This window comes from Alcaligenes sp. GCM10023179, assembly GCF_042653705.1.
In the GTDB taxonomy this organism is placed as follows: Bacteria; Pseudomonadota; Gammaproteobacteria; order Burkholderiales; family Burkholderiaceae_B; genus Alcaligenes; species Alcaligenes phenolicus.
The window spans coordinates 1,765,846-1,780,338 of sequence record NZ_JBHSIQ010000001.1; the positions used below are offsets into that span (position 1 = coordinate 1,765,846).

Genomic DNA, 14,493 nt, shown 5'->3' on the forward strand with positions numbered 1-14,493 from the left:
TAGTCAGCATTGTGGGTGTAAGCCATGTCCTACGAGATCCATGCCAGCCAGTGGCTCAATACGACCGCTCCATTAAGCTTGGCGTCCTTGCGTGGCCGCGTGGTGGTGGTCACGGCCTTTCAGATGCTTTGCCCTGGTTGTGTCATCAACAGCCTGCCGCAAGCCAAGAAGCTGGATACGCTGTTCTCGCGCGATGATCTGCGCATCATAGGCCTGCATAGCGTGTTCGAGCATCACGACGTGATGGGCCCTGCGGCTTTGCAGGCGTTTGCCCACGAGTACCGCTTGAATTTCCCCATCGCCATTGATCAGCCTTCAGACAGCGGCCCCTTGCCGCGCACCATGAAGGAGTGGGGCCTGGGCGGGACACCATCTACCATTATTTTTGACCGTGATGGCAATCTGGCCTTGAAGGAATTGGGCCATCTGGACGATCTGCGTCTGGGTGCGTTTGTCGGCCAGCTGATTGCTCGCCGCCCGGCGCAAGCAGACAAGAAAGAGGGGGTGGCGGACAAGCAGGATTCTTCCTCTTGCGGGCCGACCTGTACCTACTAGGTTTTTTGCTGAAAAGGGTTTGTCATGAAGATTGCGGTGTTTGATACCTACGTTGTGCGTCCTGACGGGCGTCGTATGCACTTTGATATCTTGGTCAGTGACGATGCCAAGGATATGGACAAGGTCTTGAGTTATGGTCAGCGTTATCTGGCGGCCAAAGGGGTGAATGTTGAAAACTTCACCTCGCGCGAGTGCCGCTTCTGCCATACGGAAATGGCTTCTGCGCCGGTCGAAAATGAAATCAAACGCAGTGGCTTCGCGATTATCGAGCTGGAAAACTGCGACTAAATCGCATTTCTACAAAAAAAACGCCAGACAAACCGTCTGGCGTTTTTTCTGAGGCCGGGCAAATCAGGCCTGGTCAGGCTGCTGGTTTTGCTGGGCAGCAATTTCAGCATGGACTTTTTCCATGTCCACAGCCTGGACCTGTTCGATCAGATCGTCCAGCTGGGCAGCGGAGAGGGCACCGGCTTGCGAGAACAGCAAGACGTTCTCACGGAAGACCATCAGGGTAGGAATGGAGCGAATACGCAGGCCAGCGGCCAGTTCCTGCTCTTCTTCCGTGTTCACCTTGCCAAAGGTCACGCCGGGGTGCTTGGCCGCTGCTGCGTCAAAGACAGGGGCGAATTGGCGACATGGACCGCACCAAGGAGCCCAGAAGTCGATGATCAGGGGTTTGCCGTCTTCTACTGCAGCCTGGAATGTTTCTTCGTTCAGTTCGACGATGCTCATGGGGGAGCCTCCGCAATAAAAAAGCGGCTGATGGTGTTCAGCCGCTTCGTTAAACATGCAATCAGTGTACTCGTTTTCCAGGCAGCCCTAAAGCGCCAAACGAGTTTGCTAAAGGGTTTTTCATTCCGTAGCGATTGCGTACTTGATCACAAACAAGATGGCGACAATCAGTGTGGCCAGGTGGATACTGCGCCAGCGGCCGGTTGTCAGCTTCAGGATCACGTAGCTGATAAAACCAAAGGCCAGACCGTTGGCAATCGAGTAGGTGAAGGGCATGGTGAAGGCAGCCAGGGCCGCAGGCACGGCCTCGGTCATGTCGTCCCATTTCACTTCAGTGATTTCGCGCATCATCAAGCACGCCACGTACAGCAAGGCGGGGGCGGTGGCGTAACCGGGAACGGTCGCGGCCAGTGGCGAGAAAAACAGGGCCAGCAGGAACAGGACACCAATGGTCAGCGCTGTCAGACCGGTACGGCCACCGGCTTGCACACCCGAGGCGCTTTCCACGTAGGCGGTGGTGCTGCTGGTACCCAGCATGGAACCGGCCACAATGGCGGTACTGTCAGCCAGCAGGGCGCGGCCCAGGCGATTGGGCTTGCCTTCTTCAATCAGGCGGGCACGCTTGGCAACCCCGATCATGGTGCCGGTGGCATCAAACACTTCAACCAGCACCAGCACCAGAATCACGTGCACAAAGCCGGTGTGCAGGGCACCCATGATGTCCAGCTGCATGAAGGTGGGCATCAGCGAGGGTGGGGTGGAGACGACACCACCAAATTCGCTGTGACCGGTCAGCATGGACAGAATGGTCACGGCCAGAATGCCGATCAGGATTGCACCGCGCACCTTCAGTGCGTCCAGGGCGGCAATAATAAAGAAGCCCAGAATTGCGTACAGGGCTGCGGGCTGGGTCAGGTCGCCCAGACCAATCTTGGTGGCAGGGTGGGCCACCACAATACCCGAGTTCATCAGGGCGATCAGGCCCAGGAACATGCCGATACCGGCGGCAATGGCGCTTTGCAGGGATTTGGGAATGCCCCGAATCAGCCAGGACCGGATGCCAGTCACCGTTAGAATCAGGAAGATCACGCCGGAAATAAAGACCGCGCCCAGCGCCTGTTGCCAGGTATAGCCCAGGGTGGCGACCACGGTGAAGGCAAAAAAGGCGTTCAGGCCCATGCCCGGTGCCATGCCGATAGGCCAGTTGGCCACAAAGGCCATGATGAACGTGCCCAGAGCAGCAGCCAGGCAGGTGGCTACAAAAATGGCATTGCGATCCATCCCTGTGGACGACAGGATGTCTGGATTCACAAAAATAATGTAGGACATGGTCAGGAAGGTAGTGATACCTGCCAGGACCTCGGTACGGACGTTGGTGCCATGCTCAGTGAGTTTGAAGAGACGTTCAAACATGGGCAGCCTCCTTGTGATTATTAGGCGATCGGAGCGTGAAATTATCGATGCGGGATTTTAACCACGAGTGTGCCACTGCGTCGCCCCCCTTTGTCGCGATGTATCGGCACAACCCAGACACTATCCGCTGATTGTCTTGAGGGGATAAATTCCTATTTTCCCCAATACAGCAGGCTAAAATAAGCGCCATGAATATTCTTGGATTTGAAAGTTCCTGCGATGAAACTGGCGTGGCGCTGGTCAGCACGGAACAGGGCCTGCTGGCCCATGCCTTGCACAGCCAGATCGCCATGCACCGTGAATATGGTGGGGTGGTGCCTGAACTGGCCTCTCGCGATCATATCCGTCGCGTCCTGCCTTTGACACGGCAGGTGTTGGCTTCTTGCCATATGCAGCTCGATCAGGTCGATGCCATTGCCTATACCGCCGGCCCCGGTCTGGCCGGTGCCTTGCTGGTGGGAGCTAGTGTGGCGCAGTCGATTGCCTGGTCGCTGAAAAAACCGACGATTGCTATCCATCACCTGGAAGGTCATTTGCTCTCGCCCTTATTGGCCGAGCCGCGTCCCGACTTTCCCTTTGTGGCCTTGCTGGTCTCGGGTGGCCACACTCAGCTGATGCGTGTAGATGGTGTGGGTCAGTATGAATTGCTGGGTGAAACGCTGGACGATGCAGCAGGCGAAGCCTTTGATAAAAGCGCCAAGCTGATGGGCCTGGGTTATCCCGGCGGCCCGGCCTTGTCGCGTCTGGCTGAACAGGGTGACCCCAGCGTGTACGAGCTGCCGCGTCCCATGATGCACAGCAAGGATCTGGATTTCAGCTTTAGTGGTTTAAAAACTGCCGTGCTGACGCGCTTGCGCAAGCTGGAAGCGGAAGAGGGCGGGATTACCGAACAGCAACGCGCTGATCTGGCTGCTGCGACCGAGGCCGCCATTGTGGACGTGCTGGCCGCCAAGGCGATCAAGGCCTTGAAGCAAACGGGCTTGAAACGTCTGGTGGTTGCCGGTGGTGTGGGCGCCAACCGCCACTTGCGGGCTTATTTACAGAAAGCCGTGGCGCGTTTGAAGGGCGAGGTGTTCTTTCCGCCGCTGGAATTCTGTACCGATAACGGTGCCATGATTGCTTTTGCGGCGGCCATGCGGGTCAAGCATGGTTTGGTGACTTTGGATGATAGCCAGCATGGCTTTGCCATCCGGCCTCGCTGGGATCTGGCTTGTGTGAACCAGCCTGTCTCCCAGCAAGAGCGTTAGTGCTTATTTTTTCTTGGAACCGATCTTGCTTTCTTTGCCCGTCATCAGACGACGAATGTTTTCCTGGTGACGCCAGAGCAAGAAGGCACTGATCAGGACCAGGGCCGTGGCAATAGAGGCATTCATGGGCCAGACCACCTTGGCACCGAGCAGGTAAAACAAGGGGGCAAACACGGCACTGATGATGGCTGCCAGCGAGGAGTAACGGCTGACATAAGCGATAATCAGCCAAGTGGCCGCGGTAGCCAGAGCCAGCCAGGGCAGCAGGGCCAGGATGACACCCAGCGCGGTTGCCACGCCTTTACCGCCTTTAAAGCCCAGAAAGACCGGGTACAAGTGACCCAAAAAGGCAAAAAAGGCGCTGACACCCAGTAAAGTCGGTGCCCAGCCCCAGTTGCTGATGGCCTGTTGGGTCAGAAAGACAGCCAGCCAGCCTTTGAAGGCATCGCCCAACAAGGTCAGGATAGCTGCTTTTTTATTGCCGCTACGTAGTACATTAGTGGCTCCCGGATTTTTCGAACCAAAGGTGCGAGGGTCTTGCAAGCCCATGATCTTGCTGACGATTACGGCAAACGGCAAGGATCCCAGTAAATAGGACAAGAGGGCGACAAGCGGGGCGGCCACAGCAAAAGAAACGGCGTTCATGAGGATTGAGCTCCACAATTATTGTTGCGCGGATTCTACCGGCCTTGCAGCAAAATACCAAAGGCAGCGGGTACAATTTGCTGCCCCTGTTAGATTTTTAACGGAAAAGTAAAGCATGCGTATTCTGGTCTCCAACGATGATGGCTATACAGCAGCCGGTATCGAGGCTTTGTATGAAGCCTTGCAAGGACTGGGTGAGCTGACTGTCATTGCACCCGAGACCAATTGCAGCGGTGCCAGCAATTCCCTGACCTTGAATCGTCCCCTGTCGCTGCGCCAGGCCAGCAATGGTTTTTATTTTGTTAATGGTACACCGTCCGATTGTGTGCACGTGGCCCTGACAGGCTTGCTGGATTTCCGTCCCGATCTGATTGTGTCCGGCATTAATAACGGCGCCAATATGGGCGACGACACCTTGTATTCGGGCACGGTAGCGGCCGCGATGGAAGGCCACTTGTTTGGTATTCCCGCGATTGCGTTTTCCCTGATCGAACGCGGCTGGAAGAACCTGGACAGCGCAGCGCGCGTGGCACGGGATCTGGTACAGCGCTGTCAGAAGAAGCCGTTGGCGGCCAATACCTTGCTGAACGTGAATATTCCGTGTTTGCCCTACGAAGCCTTGAAGGGCACGCAAGTCACCCGCCTGGGCAAGCGTCATCCTTCGGAGCCGGTCGTAAAAAGCCAGACGCCTTATGGCGAGCCCGTGTACTGGATTGGCCGTGTTGGTGGTGTGTCCGATAGCGAGAAGGGCACAGATTTCGGGGCCGTGGAACAAGGTGCAGTATCCATTACGCCCTTGCGCGCGGACCTGACTCACCACGAGCAACTGGCCGGATTGCGGGACTGGATGCAATGACAAGTAAACCAGGCAAGCGCTATCCTTTTGCAGACGGCACTCGGAACCGGTTCGGCAAGTCCAGCCTGGGCAGTGGCCTGTCTGCCAGCAACAGCAATACCCGTATTGTGCAACGGGGTCAGTTACAACCGACACCATCGGCCGGTTTGTCACCGCAAGTGTCAACAAGTGTCAACCTGGGTTTGAACTCGGAACGCTCGCGTGGCATGATGATCGAGCGCTTGCGCCGTCAAGGAATTACCGACGAACGAGTGCTGGCGGCTATGCAGGCAGTACCGCGCCATCAGTTTGTTGATCAGGGTTTGGCCAGTCGGGCCTATGAAGATGATGCCTTGCCTATCGGCTTTGCGCAGACCATCTCCCAGCCTTGGGTTGTAGCCCATATGATCAGCCTGGTGTGTGACCAGAAAATACCGACCAAGGTGCTGGAAGTGGGGGCCGGATGTGGTTATCAGGCTGCTGTTTTGGCACAATTGGTCAAAGAAGTGTATGCGGTAGAACGTATCAAAGGCTTGTGCGATATGGCTCGCGATCACATGCGCCAATTAGGGCTGTCGCAACGGGCTCGAATAATGTTTGGTGACGGAATGCAAGGTTACCCTGCCGCGGCACCATATGATGCTATTGTTGTGGCGGCAGCCGGTCCGGTCATTCCCAGAACCTTATTGGAACAATTAACATTGGGGGGGAGACTGATCGCCCCTGAAGGTACGACACAACAGCGCCTGGTTTTGGTGGAACGCACCGGACAGGCTACTTGGCGTCGTGAAGAACTTGATGCGGTTCGCTTCGTGCCGATGCGAGCCGGAACCCAGATTTAGTCAGATATTCTCAGGAGATTTATATGCAGCATGCAGTCAGGTTACCGTTAACCGCTGCTTCCACCGGTACACAGTGGTTCTTGACGCCCCGTCAGTGCCTGGTGGCGGCTGTGGTCACCAGTACCCTGCTGGCTGGTTGTGCAAGCCGTAATGAGCGCGCTCCAGTCACTGACCTGAGTTCCTCTTCGGCGGCAGGCAGCGTCAGCAGTGCCTCGGGTACCTATGTGGTACGCCCCGGCGATACGCTCTACAAGATTGCACAAGCGCACGGCATGGACGTGAATTCGCTGATCCAGTTGAACCAGATTACGGATCCTTCCATGTTGCGCGTGGGTCAAACCTTGCGTCTGGACGGCAATACCTCGATGGCGGCAGTGACGACTCGCCCAGCCGGTAGCGGTAGCACACAGACCTCGCCAGTCAGCCCGGCCACCCCGGTCAAGACTGAAACGCCCGTGTCTGCGCCTCGCGCCAGCGACGCGGCTCTGATCGCCTGGGGCTGGCCTGCCAGTGGCAAGATCATCCAGGGTTTCAATGCCTCGACCAAGGGTATTGATATCGAAGGCAAGGTGGGCGACCCCGTGGTTGCCGCAGCGGATGGCAAGATCATGTACGCCGGTAACGGTGTGCGCGGTTTAGGCTCCATGGTGCTGGTCGGTCACAGCAATGGCTTTATCACTGCTTACGCTCATAACAGTGTCTTGCACGTTAAAACGGGTCAGCAGGTGAAGAAGGGGCAGCGTATTGCCGATCTGGGTCAGTCTGACACCACCTCGCCACGACTGCACTTCGAGATTCGTCGCTCCGGTACGCCGGTCAACCCGATCTCGTACCTGCCTACGCGATAAGCTCGGTATCTGGACTGAAAAAAGCGGCTTCTGGCCGCTTTTTTTGTGCGCCCTGTTCGAGGGTGCTCAATTGAATGACTTTTTGAGTGCAGATTGCTCTTCCAACTTGAAGGCTATGCCTGTCGGCCGGCGGGGCATTTAGAATTTAGTAGCGTTGCGGAACCGCTAGTGCCGCGTTCTGCTTGTTTTTACCCGTTGTGCCGAATGCTCATTGTAAAATCAGCGATTCGCCATCGTTTGCAGCAATGCAACTGCGCCATTCTGCTTGGCAGGACGCTTATTTAGGTTTTTATCGAATGTCTGACGTATTGTTAATTGAATCGCTGGATCTGGAAGGACGCGGCGTCGCCCACAAAGAGGGCAAAGTGGTGTTTGTGGAAGGTGCCTTGCCCGGCGAGGAAGTACTGGCCGAGACGGTGCGCTCCAAGGACTCCTACGATAAAGCCCGCATGACGGCCTTGTTGAAAGCCTCGTCGCAGCGTGCTGAACCTCCCTGTCCCAACTTTGGTGTCTGTGGTGGCTGTGCCATGCAGCATCTGGAGCCCTCGGCCCAGGTTGCGGTCAAGCAGCGCGTTCTGGAAGATTCCCTGGGCCATATCGGCAAGGTGCAGCCGGGCCGTGTGCTGGCGCCCTTGCACGGCCCTTACTGGGGCTACCGTTATCGCGCCCGTTTCTCCATGCGCTACGTGCCTAAAAAGGGTGGGGTGCTGGTCGGTTTCCGTGAAAAGAATGGCCGCTATGTGGTGGACATGACGGAATGTCGGGTACTGCCTGCCAAGGTTTCTGCCTTGCTGGAACCCTTGCGTTCCTGTTTGGCTGGTTTGTCTCGCCCGGATCGTTTGCCTCAGATCGAGCTGGCCATGGGCGACAAGATTACCACCTTGACCCTGCGTCACATGGAGCCGCTGACTAGCGAAGATATCCAGCGTTTGCAGAGCTTCGGTCAGGAGCACGACATCAGCTGGTGGCTGCAGCCCAAGGGCCCGGAAACGGCCCATCCTTTGCTGCGCGAAGATGCGGACAAGCTGGCCTACGCACTGCCCGAATTTGATTTGCGTATGCCGTATCGCCCTACGGACTTTACGCAGGTGAACCACGACATTAACCGCAGCCTGATCTCGCGTGCCTTGACCCTGCTGGACGTCAAGCCCGAGCATCGTGTGGCGGACTTGTTCTGTGGTCTGGGTAACTTCAGCCTGCCGCTGGCACGCCGTGCCGCCGAGGTGGTTGGCATTGAAGGCAGCAGCACCTTGACTGAACGTGCCGGTGAAGCAGCCTTGGCCCACGACCTGCAGGACAAGGCGAAGTTTACTACCCTGAACCTGTTTGAAGTGGACGTGCAATGGCTGCGTGACCTGGGGCATTTCGACCGCATGCTGATCGACCCGCCGCGCGATGGTGCCTTCGCTGTGGCCACCGCTTTGGCGCAACTGGAAAAGCATGAACGCCCCGAGCGTCTGGTTTATGTGTCCTGTAGCCCAGGTACTCTGGCTCGTGACGCCGGTGTATTGGTTCACCAGGGTGGTTACACGCTGGAATCGGCCGGGGTGGTGAATATGTTCCCGCATACGGCACACGTGGAATCAATTGCCGTCTTTACACGCTAAGTACACATAAGCAGGCTTGAACTAAAACGCCCCGCAAATTGGACAGAGTTCCAGTTTGCGGGGCATTTTGTTTTTTCTTGGGGGCTTTGTCAGCTCGTTCGCCCAAGGTGCTGTTGCCTTCAATCCCGACCAGTTGGGTGGTATCGCGTTTTGAAGGCTGGCGGAAAGATCAGTCGCGTTCAGGTGCTTTTCTCGAGATGTGGGCATGAGCCAGCCCGTGTCCTTGCCAAGGTGGCCGGCAGCTATATGCTTTTTATCACCACGTTTGAAGGCTAGGCTGGCTGATCGGTTTTGTGTGTTTGATTCGGTCCGTTGCTGGTTTTACTGCTTGGTGGCAGGTGTCGCCGCTTTACCAGCATGGGCAATCAAGCCATCGTGTATCAGCTCCATCATCATCTTGAATACCTGCTCGGATTGCAGATGCACAAAGCGCGGCAGAATCTGGCGCAGCATAGGCACATCCTCGGCGGGCCATTGTTCCAGTTCGTTTAGCTCTTCCTCAGTCACCGGGCGGATAAGTCCACCTAACTCGCCCTGAATCAATCCATATAAAGCGGCATACCAGCCCACACAGGCGGCGGGGATTTCGGCATCGCTCAAACCGCCATCGCGCAAGGCCCTGTATACCTGCTCAAGAACCAGATAGTCGGCTTTGCCGGTATTCAGAAAACGCTGCATTTGCTGAAAAGTCTGTGGGTGGCCCAAGGCCAGCTCACGGTACTGTCGGGCCAATTCATACAAACGCTCTGTCCACGACAGACCTGTATCCACGGCCTGAATGCGGCCTGTCAAATAATCTGCCATCGCACGCAGCAAGCCGTCCTTGGACTTGAAGTGATAGAGCACGGCCATTGGATCGCAACCGACTCGCTCTCCCAGCTTGCGTAAAGAAAAGCCGCTGTCTCCGGCTTCCTCCATTAAGGTGACGGCGGCGATGACCAGCTCGTCCTTATTCAGTTTGCGTGTGCGCGAGGCGGGTGCTTGGGCCAATAGAGTTCCTTTGATAGGGAAAGGGCAGATTTGCCAAGTTTAACTCTACAGAGTAGAATAAATTAATTCTACAGCGTAGAAGAAGATCGTTCCACCCCGTTTTTATAACGGGGTGTTGATAACGAGACAGAACGGAACGCCGCGTTGACGGGGCGTCACCGGAGCATTCCGCTCTGTGATCCAGGCGGCCAAAAGGCCGTAACAGACACAGGACATTTATGCTTATTTCTAAACCGACTCTTTTAAACGATGTTTCCAGCGCAGAGAGCTTGCTGGTCAGTAATCCCCGATTGTGGAACTGGCGACAAGGCCATCTGAACGAAGCCGTCGCGCCCGCGACGTATTACGAAGCATCGCTAGCCCCCTGGACCCGCTTTGATCCTCTGCAAGCCGACACGCAATGTGATGTGCTGGTAGTGGGTGGTGGCTTGCTGGGGGCCTCTACCGCCTTGCACCTGGCCCGCTCCGGCCTGGACGTGGTGCTGGTAGAAAAAGACAGTATTGGCTCTGCCGCTTCAGGTCGAAACGGTGGTCAGCTGACTCCCGGTCTGGCCCGTTGGGAAGCCGCAGACATGATTGCGCATCTGCCTTTGGATGAGGCCCGTCGTTTATGGCGCTTCGCGTCGCATGAAGCCATGGATCTGCTCGATCAGATTGCTCAGGATTACGAGCTGGATTTTGATCGTCGTCGTGGCCATTTAACGGCTGCCATTCACGCAGGCCATATGGGCGCATTGGTAGAGGGGGCGGATGCCCGACGCTATCTGGGCGATACCAGCGTGGAAGTTGTGGGTAGCTACGAGCTGGAGCAGGAAATCCGCTCGCCCTTGTATCACGGTGCTGTGGTGGATACTCTGGGCGGTCAGTTGCATCCCTTGGCACTACTGCGTGGTCTGGTGTATGGCTTGGTTCAGCATTGCGGTCGAGTTTATGAAGGCAGCCCGGTCGAAGAAATCGAGCAGACGGAAAAGGGCGCTTTGGCTATCACCCCCGGTGGCACGATTCTGGCCCGTCAGGCCTTGGTGCTGGCCGTGCATGACACGACTTCGCAGTTTTTGCCGACGCAATCCAATACCACTGTTCCGTTCTATACCTACGTAGGTGTGACTGAACCTTTGGAGTGTCCAGTCAGCGAGTTGCTGCCTACAGACCGTGCGGTGTATGACACGCAATTCCAGATCGACTATTACCGCGCCGTGCGTCAAAACCGCCTGTTGTTTGGCGGGCAGGGCACCGGCACCAGTTGGTCCCCCGAACGTATCAATGACTACCTGCTGGATCGTATTCAGACCGTTTTCCCGCAGCTGGAACAGGTACAGCTGGACTTTTCCTGGAGCGGGATCAGTGACTTTACTCTGAACGGGGCAACTGACTCGCGCAAGACCGAGGATGCGGTACCTGTGTACATGGTGCATGGCTGGAGTGGTCACGGCGTGGCGCAAACCGTGCGTATTGGTAAAGCCATTAGTGACGACGTCATGGGTCGCAACGAGGACTTTGCCATGCTGACGGATATCACCCATCGCAGCATTCCTCTGGGCCATCAGTTGTCCGGCCTGGCGATCCCAGTGGTCAAGGCCGCCATTGGCATGATGAGTGCGGTGAATCCCGGTCGTCTGGTGTCTTTCTAAATACGTTTTCAAGCCCCTGCTTAGCAGCGCTGACTAGGGCAAGCCCTTACTTGTTTTCGATCCTGATTGTTTTACATTGTGATTTCCTATTTGTATTGGCTTCAATATTTTAGGTTCATAAGAATTTTCAGTATCATAAAAACAAGGGACAGATATGCAGAAAGGGCTTGTTCGTACAGGGGTTGCGGCCACTGGTTTGATTTTGGGTTTGGCGGGGGCACCGGCCCATGCGCAGGTGCAGTCGGTAGAGGTGATGCGTGACAGCTATGGTGTGCCGCACGTCTTTGCCGACAGCCACTATGGCTTGTATTACGGCTATGGTTATGCGGTCGCCCAAGACCGTCTGTTCCAGATGGATATGGCGCGCCGCTCCTTTGTAGGCACAACAGCCGCCGTTCTGGGTCCTGGCGAGCAGGATGTCTACGTCAAGTACGACATGCAGGTGCGACAGAACTTCACCCCTGCCTCTATTCAGCGGCAGATTGCAGCCTTGTCCAAAGATGAGCGCGATATTTTCCGTGGCTACGCCGATGGCTATAACGCTTATCTGGAGCAGGTGCGCCGTCGTCCTGAACTGCTGCCTAAAGAATACATAGACTTTGATTTCCAGCCCGAGCCGCTGACCGACTTTGATGTGGTCATGATCTGGGTGGGCTCCATGGCCAATCGCTTCTCCGACACGAATCTGGAAGTCACCGCGCTGGCCATGCGCCAGTCTCTGGAAAAACAGCACGGCCCGGAACGTGGCCGTGCCTTGTTTGATGAACTGCTGTGGATCAATGACACAACAGCCCCCACCACCGTTCCGGCACCCGCTGCCGAGCGCAAGCCACAGGCGCAAGCAGGGACGCAGAATCTGGCTCATGTTTCTTCACAAGTGCTGGCTGCCGAGCTGGAGCGTCAGGACCAGCGCTGGGGTGGCCGTGGTCCCGACTTCGCGCCCAAGGCCAGCAATCTGTGGAGCACTCGTCCCGAGCGCGTTCAGGATGGGTCTACGGTCTTGATCAATGGCCCGCAGTTTGGCTGGTACAACCCGGCCTACACCTACGGTATCGGCCTACATGGTGCAGGTTTTGATGTGGTGGGCAATACTCCCTTTGCGTATCCCATTGTGCTGTTCGGCACCAATAGCGAGATTGCCTGGGGGGCGACTGCTGGTCCCCAGGACGTGGTGGATATGTATCAGGAGAAACTCAACCCGGCGCGTGCCGATCAGTACTGGTTCAACAATGCCTGGCGCACGATGGAGCAGCGCAAGGAGCGTATCCAGGTACGCGGTCAGGCTGATCGTGAAATGACGATATGGCGCACCGTACACGGCCCCGTGATGCAGTTTGATTACGAACAGGGCACGGCTTACAGCAAGAAGCGCAGCTGGGATGGTTATGAGGTGCAGTCCTTGCTGGCTTGGCTAAATGTAGCCAAGGCGCGCAACTGGACGGAGTTTCTGGATCAGGCCAGCAAGATGGCGATTTCGATCAACTGGTACTACGCCGACAAGCACGGCAATATCGGCTATGTCTCTCCTGCTTTCTTGCCCCACCGTCCTGTCGATCAGGATATCCGCGTGCCAGCCAAAGGGGATGGCAGCATGGAGTGGCAGGGCATCAAGAGTTTCGACGCGATTCCCAAAGCCTACAATCCGCCCCAGGGCTATCTGGTCAATTGGAACAACAAGCCTGCGCCGAATAAGACCAATACGGATACTTACTACTGGACCTATGGCGACCGAATGAACGAGTTGACCAGCCAGTATCAGCAGAAAGATGTGTTCAGCGTGCAGGAGATCTGGGCGTTCAACAAGAAGGCGTCCTACAGCGATGTGAACTGGCGCTACTTCCGTCCGCATCTGGAAAAGCTGGCGCAAAGTCTACCTGCCAATGACGCTGGTCAGGCGGCGTTGACGGCCTTGCTGGCCTGGGATGGTATGGAACGCGATAAAGCTGGAGAAAATGCCGGACCGGCTCGGGTGCTATTCAAAACCTGGCTGGAAGAAATGTACAAGCAAGTCCTGATGCCGGTGGTGCCTGAATCGCATCGCGCCATGTATAGCCAGACGGGTTTTGCCACGCAGCAAGGTCCCAACCCTGGTTCGATCAACTTGAGCATGGGCACCAAGGTACTGTTGCGTGCCTTGGCCCTGGAAGCCCATCCTGATCCCAAGCGTGTGAATGTCTTTGGTGAGCGTTCGTCTCAGGAAATCATGTACACAGCTTTGCAAAATGCGCAGGCCCGCTTGAGCCAGGAGCAGGGTGCCCAGATGGAGCGCTGGACCATGCCGACCTCGGTGCACCGCTTCAGTGACAAGAACTTCACGGGAACGCCGCAAACGACGTCGGGCAATACCTTTGCTTTTACCGGCTATCAAAACCGAGGCACGGAAAACAACCGTGTGGTGTTTGATGCCAAGGGCGTGGAGTTCTGCGATGCCATGCCGCCCGGCCAAAGCGGTTTCACCGACCGTAATGGTGTCCGCAGCCCGCATTATGAGGATCAGCTGAAGTTGTACGAGAACTTCGAGTGCAAGACGATGGATGTGACGCATACGGACATTCGTCGTAATGCGCAAAGCAGCACGATGCTTTTGATTCAGCCGCAGCCTTAACGTTGAGTGCGGCACCTGCACTTTTTGGGGCGGTGCCGTTTCTTCGATCGCTGCTGGGGGGGGTTAGCAGGCCTGGAGATGCACCCCTCAGAGGGAATTCGCAAAGGTAGCTTGCCAGTATCAGCAGCGAAGCTGAGTACGAAGTCTAAGTTGCCAGTCCGGGCAGGCAGGATTGGAAGTAGGTCGAAGCGGTATAAATCTATTGACTCTGGTTGATCTAACAGAAGCTGGCAGATCTATCGGGCAGAAAACGACCCAAACCGGAAGTTCGTCTTGCACCAAAGCGGTCATTCAGCCCGTACCCGGCGCCCACAAAAAAGCACCAAGGACATGACTCCCTAGTGCTCTAAAAAGCCAGCGGCCATCAATTACCGCCAGCTATAGGCGCAGCTTTCGCTGCATTGCAATCGTCACGCCATCACTAGCGGCGCATGTACAGGCCGAGCGCTGCAAAGCCCAGCACCATCACCGACAACAGCAGCCGCTCCCCCAGTTCGCCAAACAGCGGCACCGGTGTGGGAGTTGCAGGAACCTCCACAGCCG

At 56.4% G+C, this 14,493-nt stretch carries 13 protein-coding genes; 9 read left to right on the forward strand and 4 right to left on the reverse strand.

Going from position 1 to position 14,493, the window contains the following annotated elements:
* Nucleotides 1-24 precede the first annotated feature (24 nt).
* Nucleotides 25-555, forward strand: a complete 531-nt coding sequence (locus ACFPDR_RS07960) for a peroxiredoxin family protein (protein WP_009462106.1) — start codon at nt 25-27, stop codon at nt 553-555.
* A gap of 24 nt (nt 556-579) precedes the next feature.
* Entirely contained in the window at nt 580-843 is a 264-nt protein-coding gene (locus ACFPDR_RS07965) for a DUF2024 family protein (RefSeq protein WP_009462104.1), read from the forward strand.
* 63 nt (nt 844-906) lie between these two features.
* On the opposite strand, the gene trxA is transcribed toward ACFPDR_RS07965, so the two are convergent.
* Together trxA and ACFPDR_RS07975 are read right to left on the reverse strand one after the other, a co-directional pair.
* Complete coding sequence (gene trxA, locus ACFPDR_RS07970) at nt 907-1,287, reverse strand: thioredoxin (protein WP_009462103.1); 381 nt, start codon at nt 1,285-1,287, stop codon at nt 907-909.
* A gap of 120 nt (nt 1,288-1,407) precedes the next feature.
* Complete coding sequence (locus ACFPDR_RS07975; protein WP_021446536.1) at nt 1,408-2,700, reverse strand: NCS2 family permease; 1,293 nt, start codon at nt 2,698-2,700, stop codon at nt 1,408-1,410.
* 188 nt (nt 2,701-2,888) lie between these two features.
* On the opposite strand from ACFPDR_RS07975, the gene tsaD reads away from it, so the two are divergent.
* Nucleotides 2,889-3,947, forward strand: a complete 1,059-nt coding sequence (gene tsaD, locus ACFPDR_RS07980; protein WP_009462097.1) for a tRNA (adenosine(37)-N6)-threonylcarbamoyltransferase complex transferase subunit TsaD — start codon at nt 2,889-2,891, stop codon at nt 3,945-3,947.
* A 3-nt stretch (nt 3,948-3,950) separates the two neighbouring features.
* On the opposite strand, the gene plsY is transcribed toward tsaD, so the two are convergent.
* Nucleotides 3,951-4,592: a glycerol-3-phosphate 1-O-acyltransferase PlsY gene (gene plsY / locus ACFPDR_RS07985; RefSeq protein ID WP_045929950.1), complete on the reverse strand. Its 642-nt coding sequence runs from the start codon at nt 4,590-4,592 to the stop codon at nt 3,951-3,953.
* Between the two features lie 115 nt (nt 4,593-4,707).
* On the opposite strand from plsY, the gene surE reads away from it, so the two are divergent.
* From surE to rlmD, 4 genes are all read left to right on the forward strand, one after another.
* Nucleotides 4,708-5,448 (forward strand): 5'/3'-nucleotidase SurE, encoded by a 741-nt coding sequence (surE, locus tag ACFPDR_RS07990; protein ID WP_226349772.1) that lies wholly within the window; start codon nt 4,708-4,710, stop codon nt 5,446-5,448.
* Nucleotides 5,445-6,269, forward strand: coding sequence for a protein-L-isoaspartate(D-aspartate) O-methyltransferase (locus ACFPDR_RS07995; RefSeq protein WP_376910976.1), 825 nt, complete (start codon nt 5,445-5,447; stop codon nt 6,267-6,269). The genes surE and ACFPDR_RS07995 overlap by 4 nt, the downstream gene beginning before the upstream one ends.
* Nucleotides 6,270-6,292: 23 nt before the next feature.
* On the forward strand, nt 6,293-7,117 hold the full coding sequence (locus ACFPDR_RS08000; protein ID WP_009462088.1) for a peptidoglycan DD-metalloendopeptidase family protein: 825 nt from the start codon (nt 6,293-6,295) through the stop codon (nt 7,115-7,117).
* 296 nt (nt 7,118-7,413) lie between these two features.
* Entirely contained in the window at nt 7,414-8,724 is a 1,311-nt protein-coding gene (gene rlmD, locus ACFPDR_RS08005; protein WP_226349773.1) for a 23S rRNA (uracil(1939)-C(5))-methyltransferase RlmD, read from the forward strand.
* A 321-nt stretch (nt 8,725-9,045) separates the two neighbouring features.
* Here the strand turns inward: rlmD and ACFPDR_RS08010 are convergent, their stop codons facing one another.
* A complete protein-coding gene (locus tag ACFPDR_RS08010; RefSeq protein WP_137430300.1) occupies nt 9,046-9,714 on the reverse strand; it encodes a TetR/AcrR family transcriptional regulator in 669 nt (222 codons plus the stop codon).
* A gap of 218 nt (nt 9,715-9,932) precedes the next feature.
* Here ACFPDR_RS08010 and ACFPDR_RS08015 point away from each other — a divergent pair, with 218 nt between their 5' ends.
* Together ACFPDR_RS08015 and ACFPDR_RS08020 are read left to right on the forward strand one after the other, a co-directional pair.
* A complete protein-coding gene (locus ACFPDR_RS08015; protein ID WP_240688290.1) occupies nt 9,933-11,345 on the forward strand; it encodes an NAD(P)/FAD-dependent oxidoreductase in 1,413 nt (470 codons plus the stop codon).
* 154 nt (nt 11,346-11,499) lie between these two features.
* Complete coding sequence (locus ACFPDR_RS08020; RefSeq protein WP_137430301.1) at nt 11,500-13,950, forward strand: penicillin G acylase; 2,451 nt, start codon at nt 11,500-11,502, stop codon at nt 13,948-13,950.
* Nucleotides 13,951-14,493 lie beyond the last annotated feature (543 nt).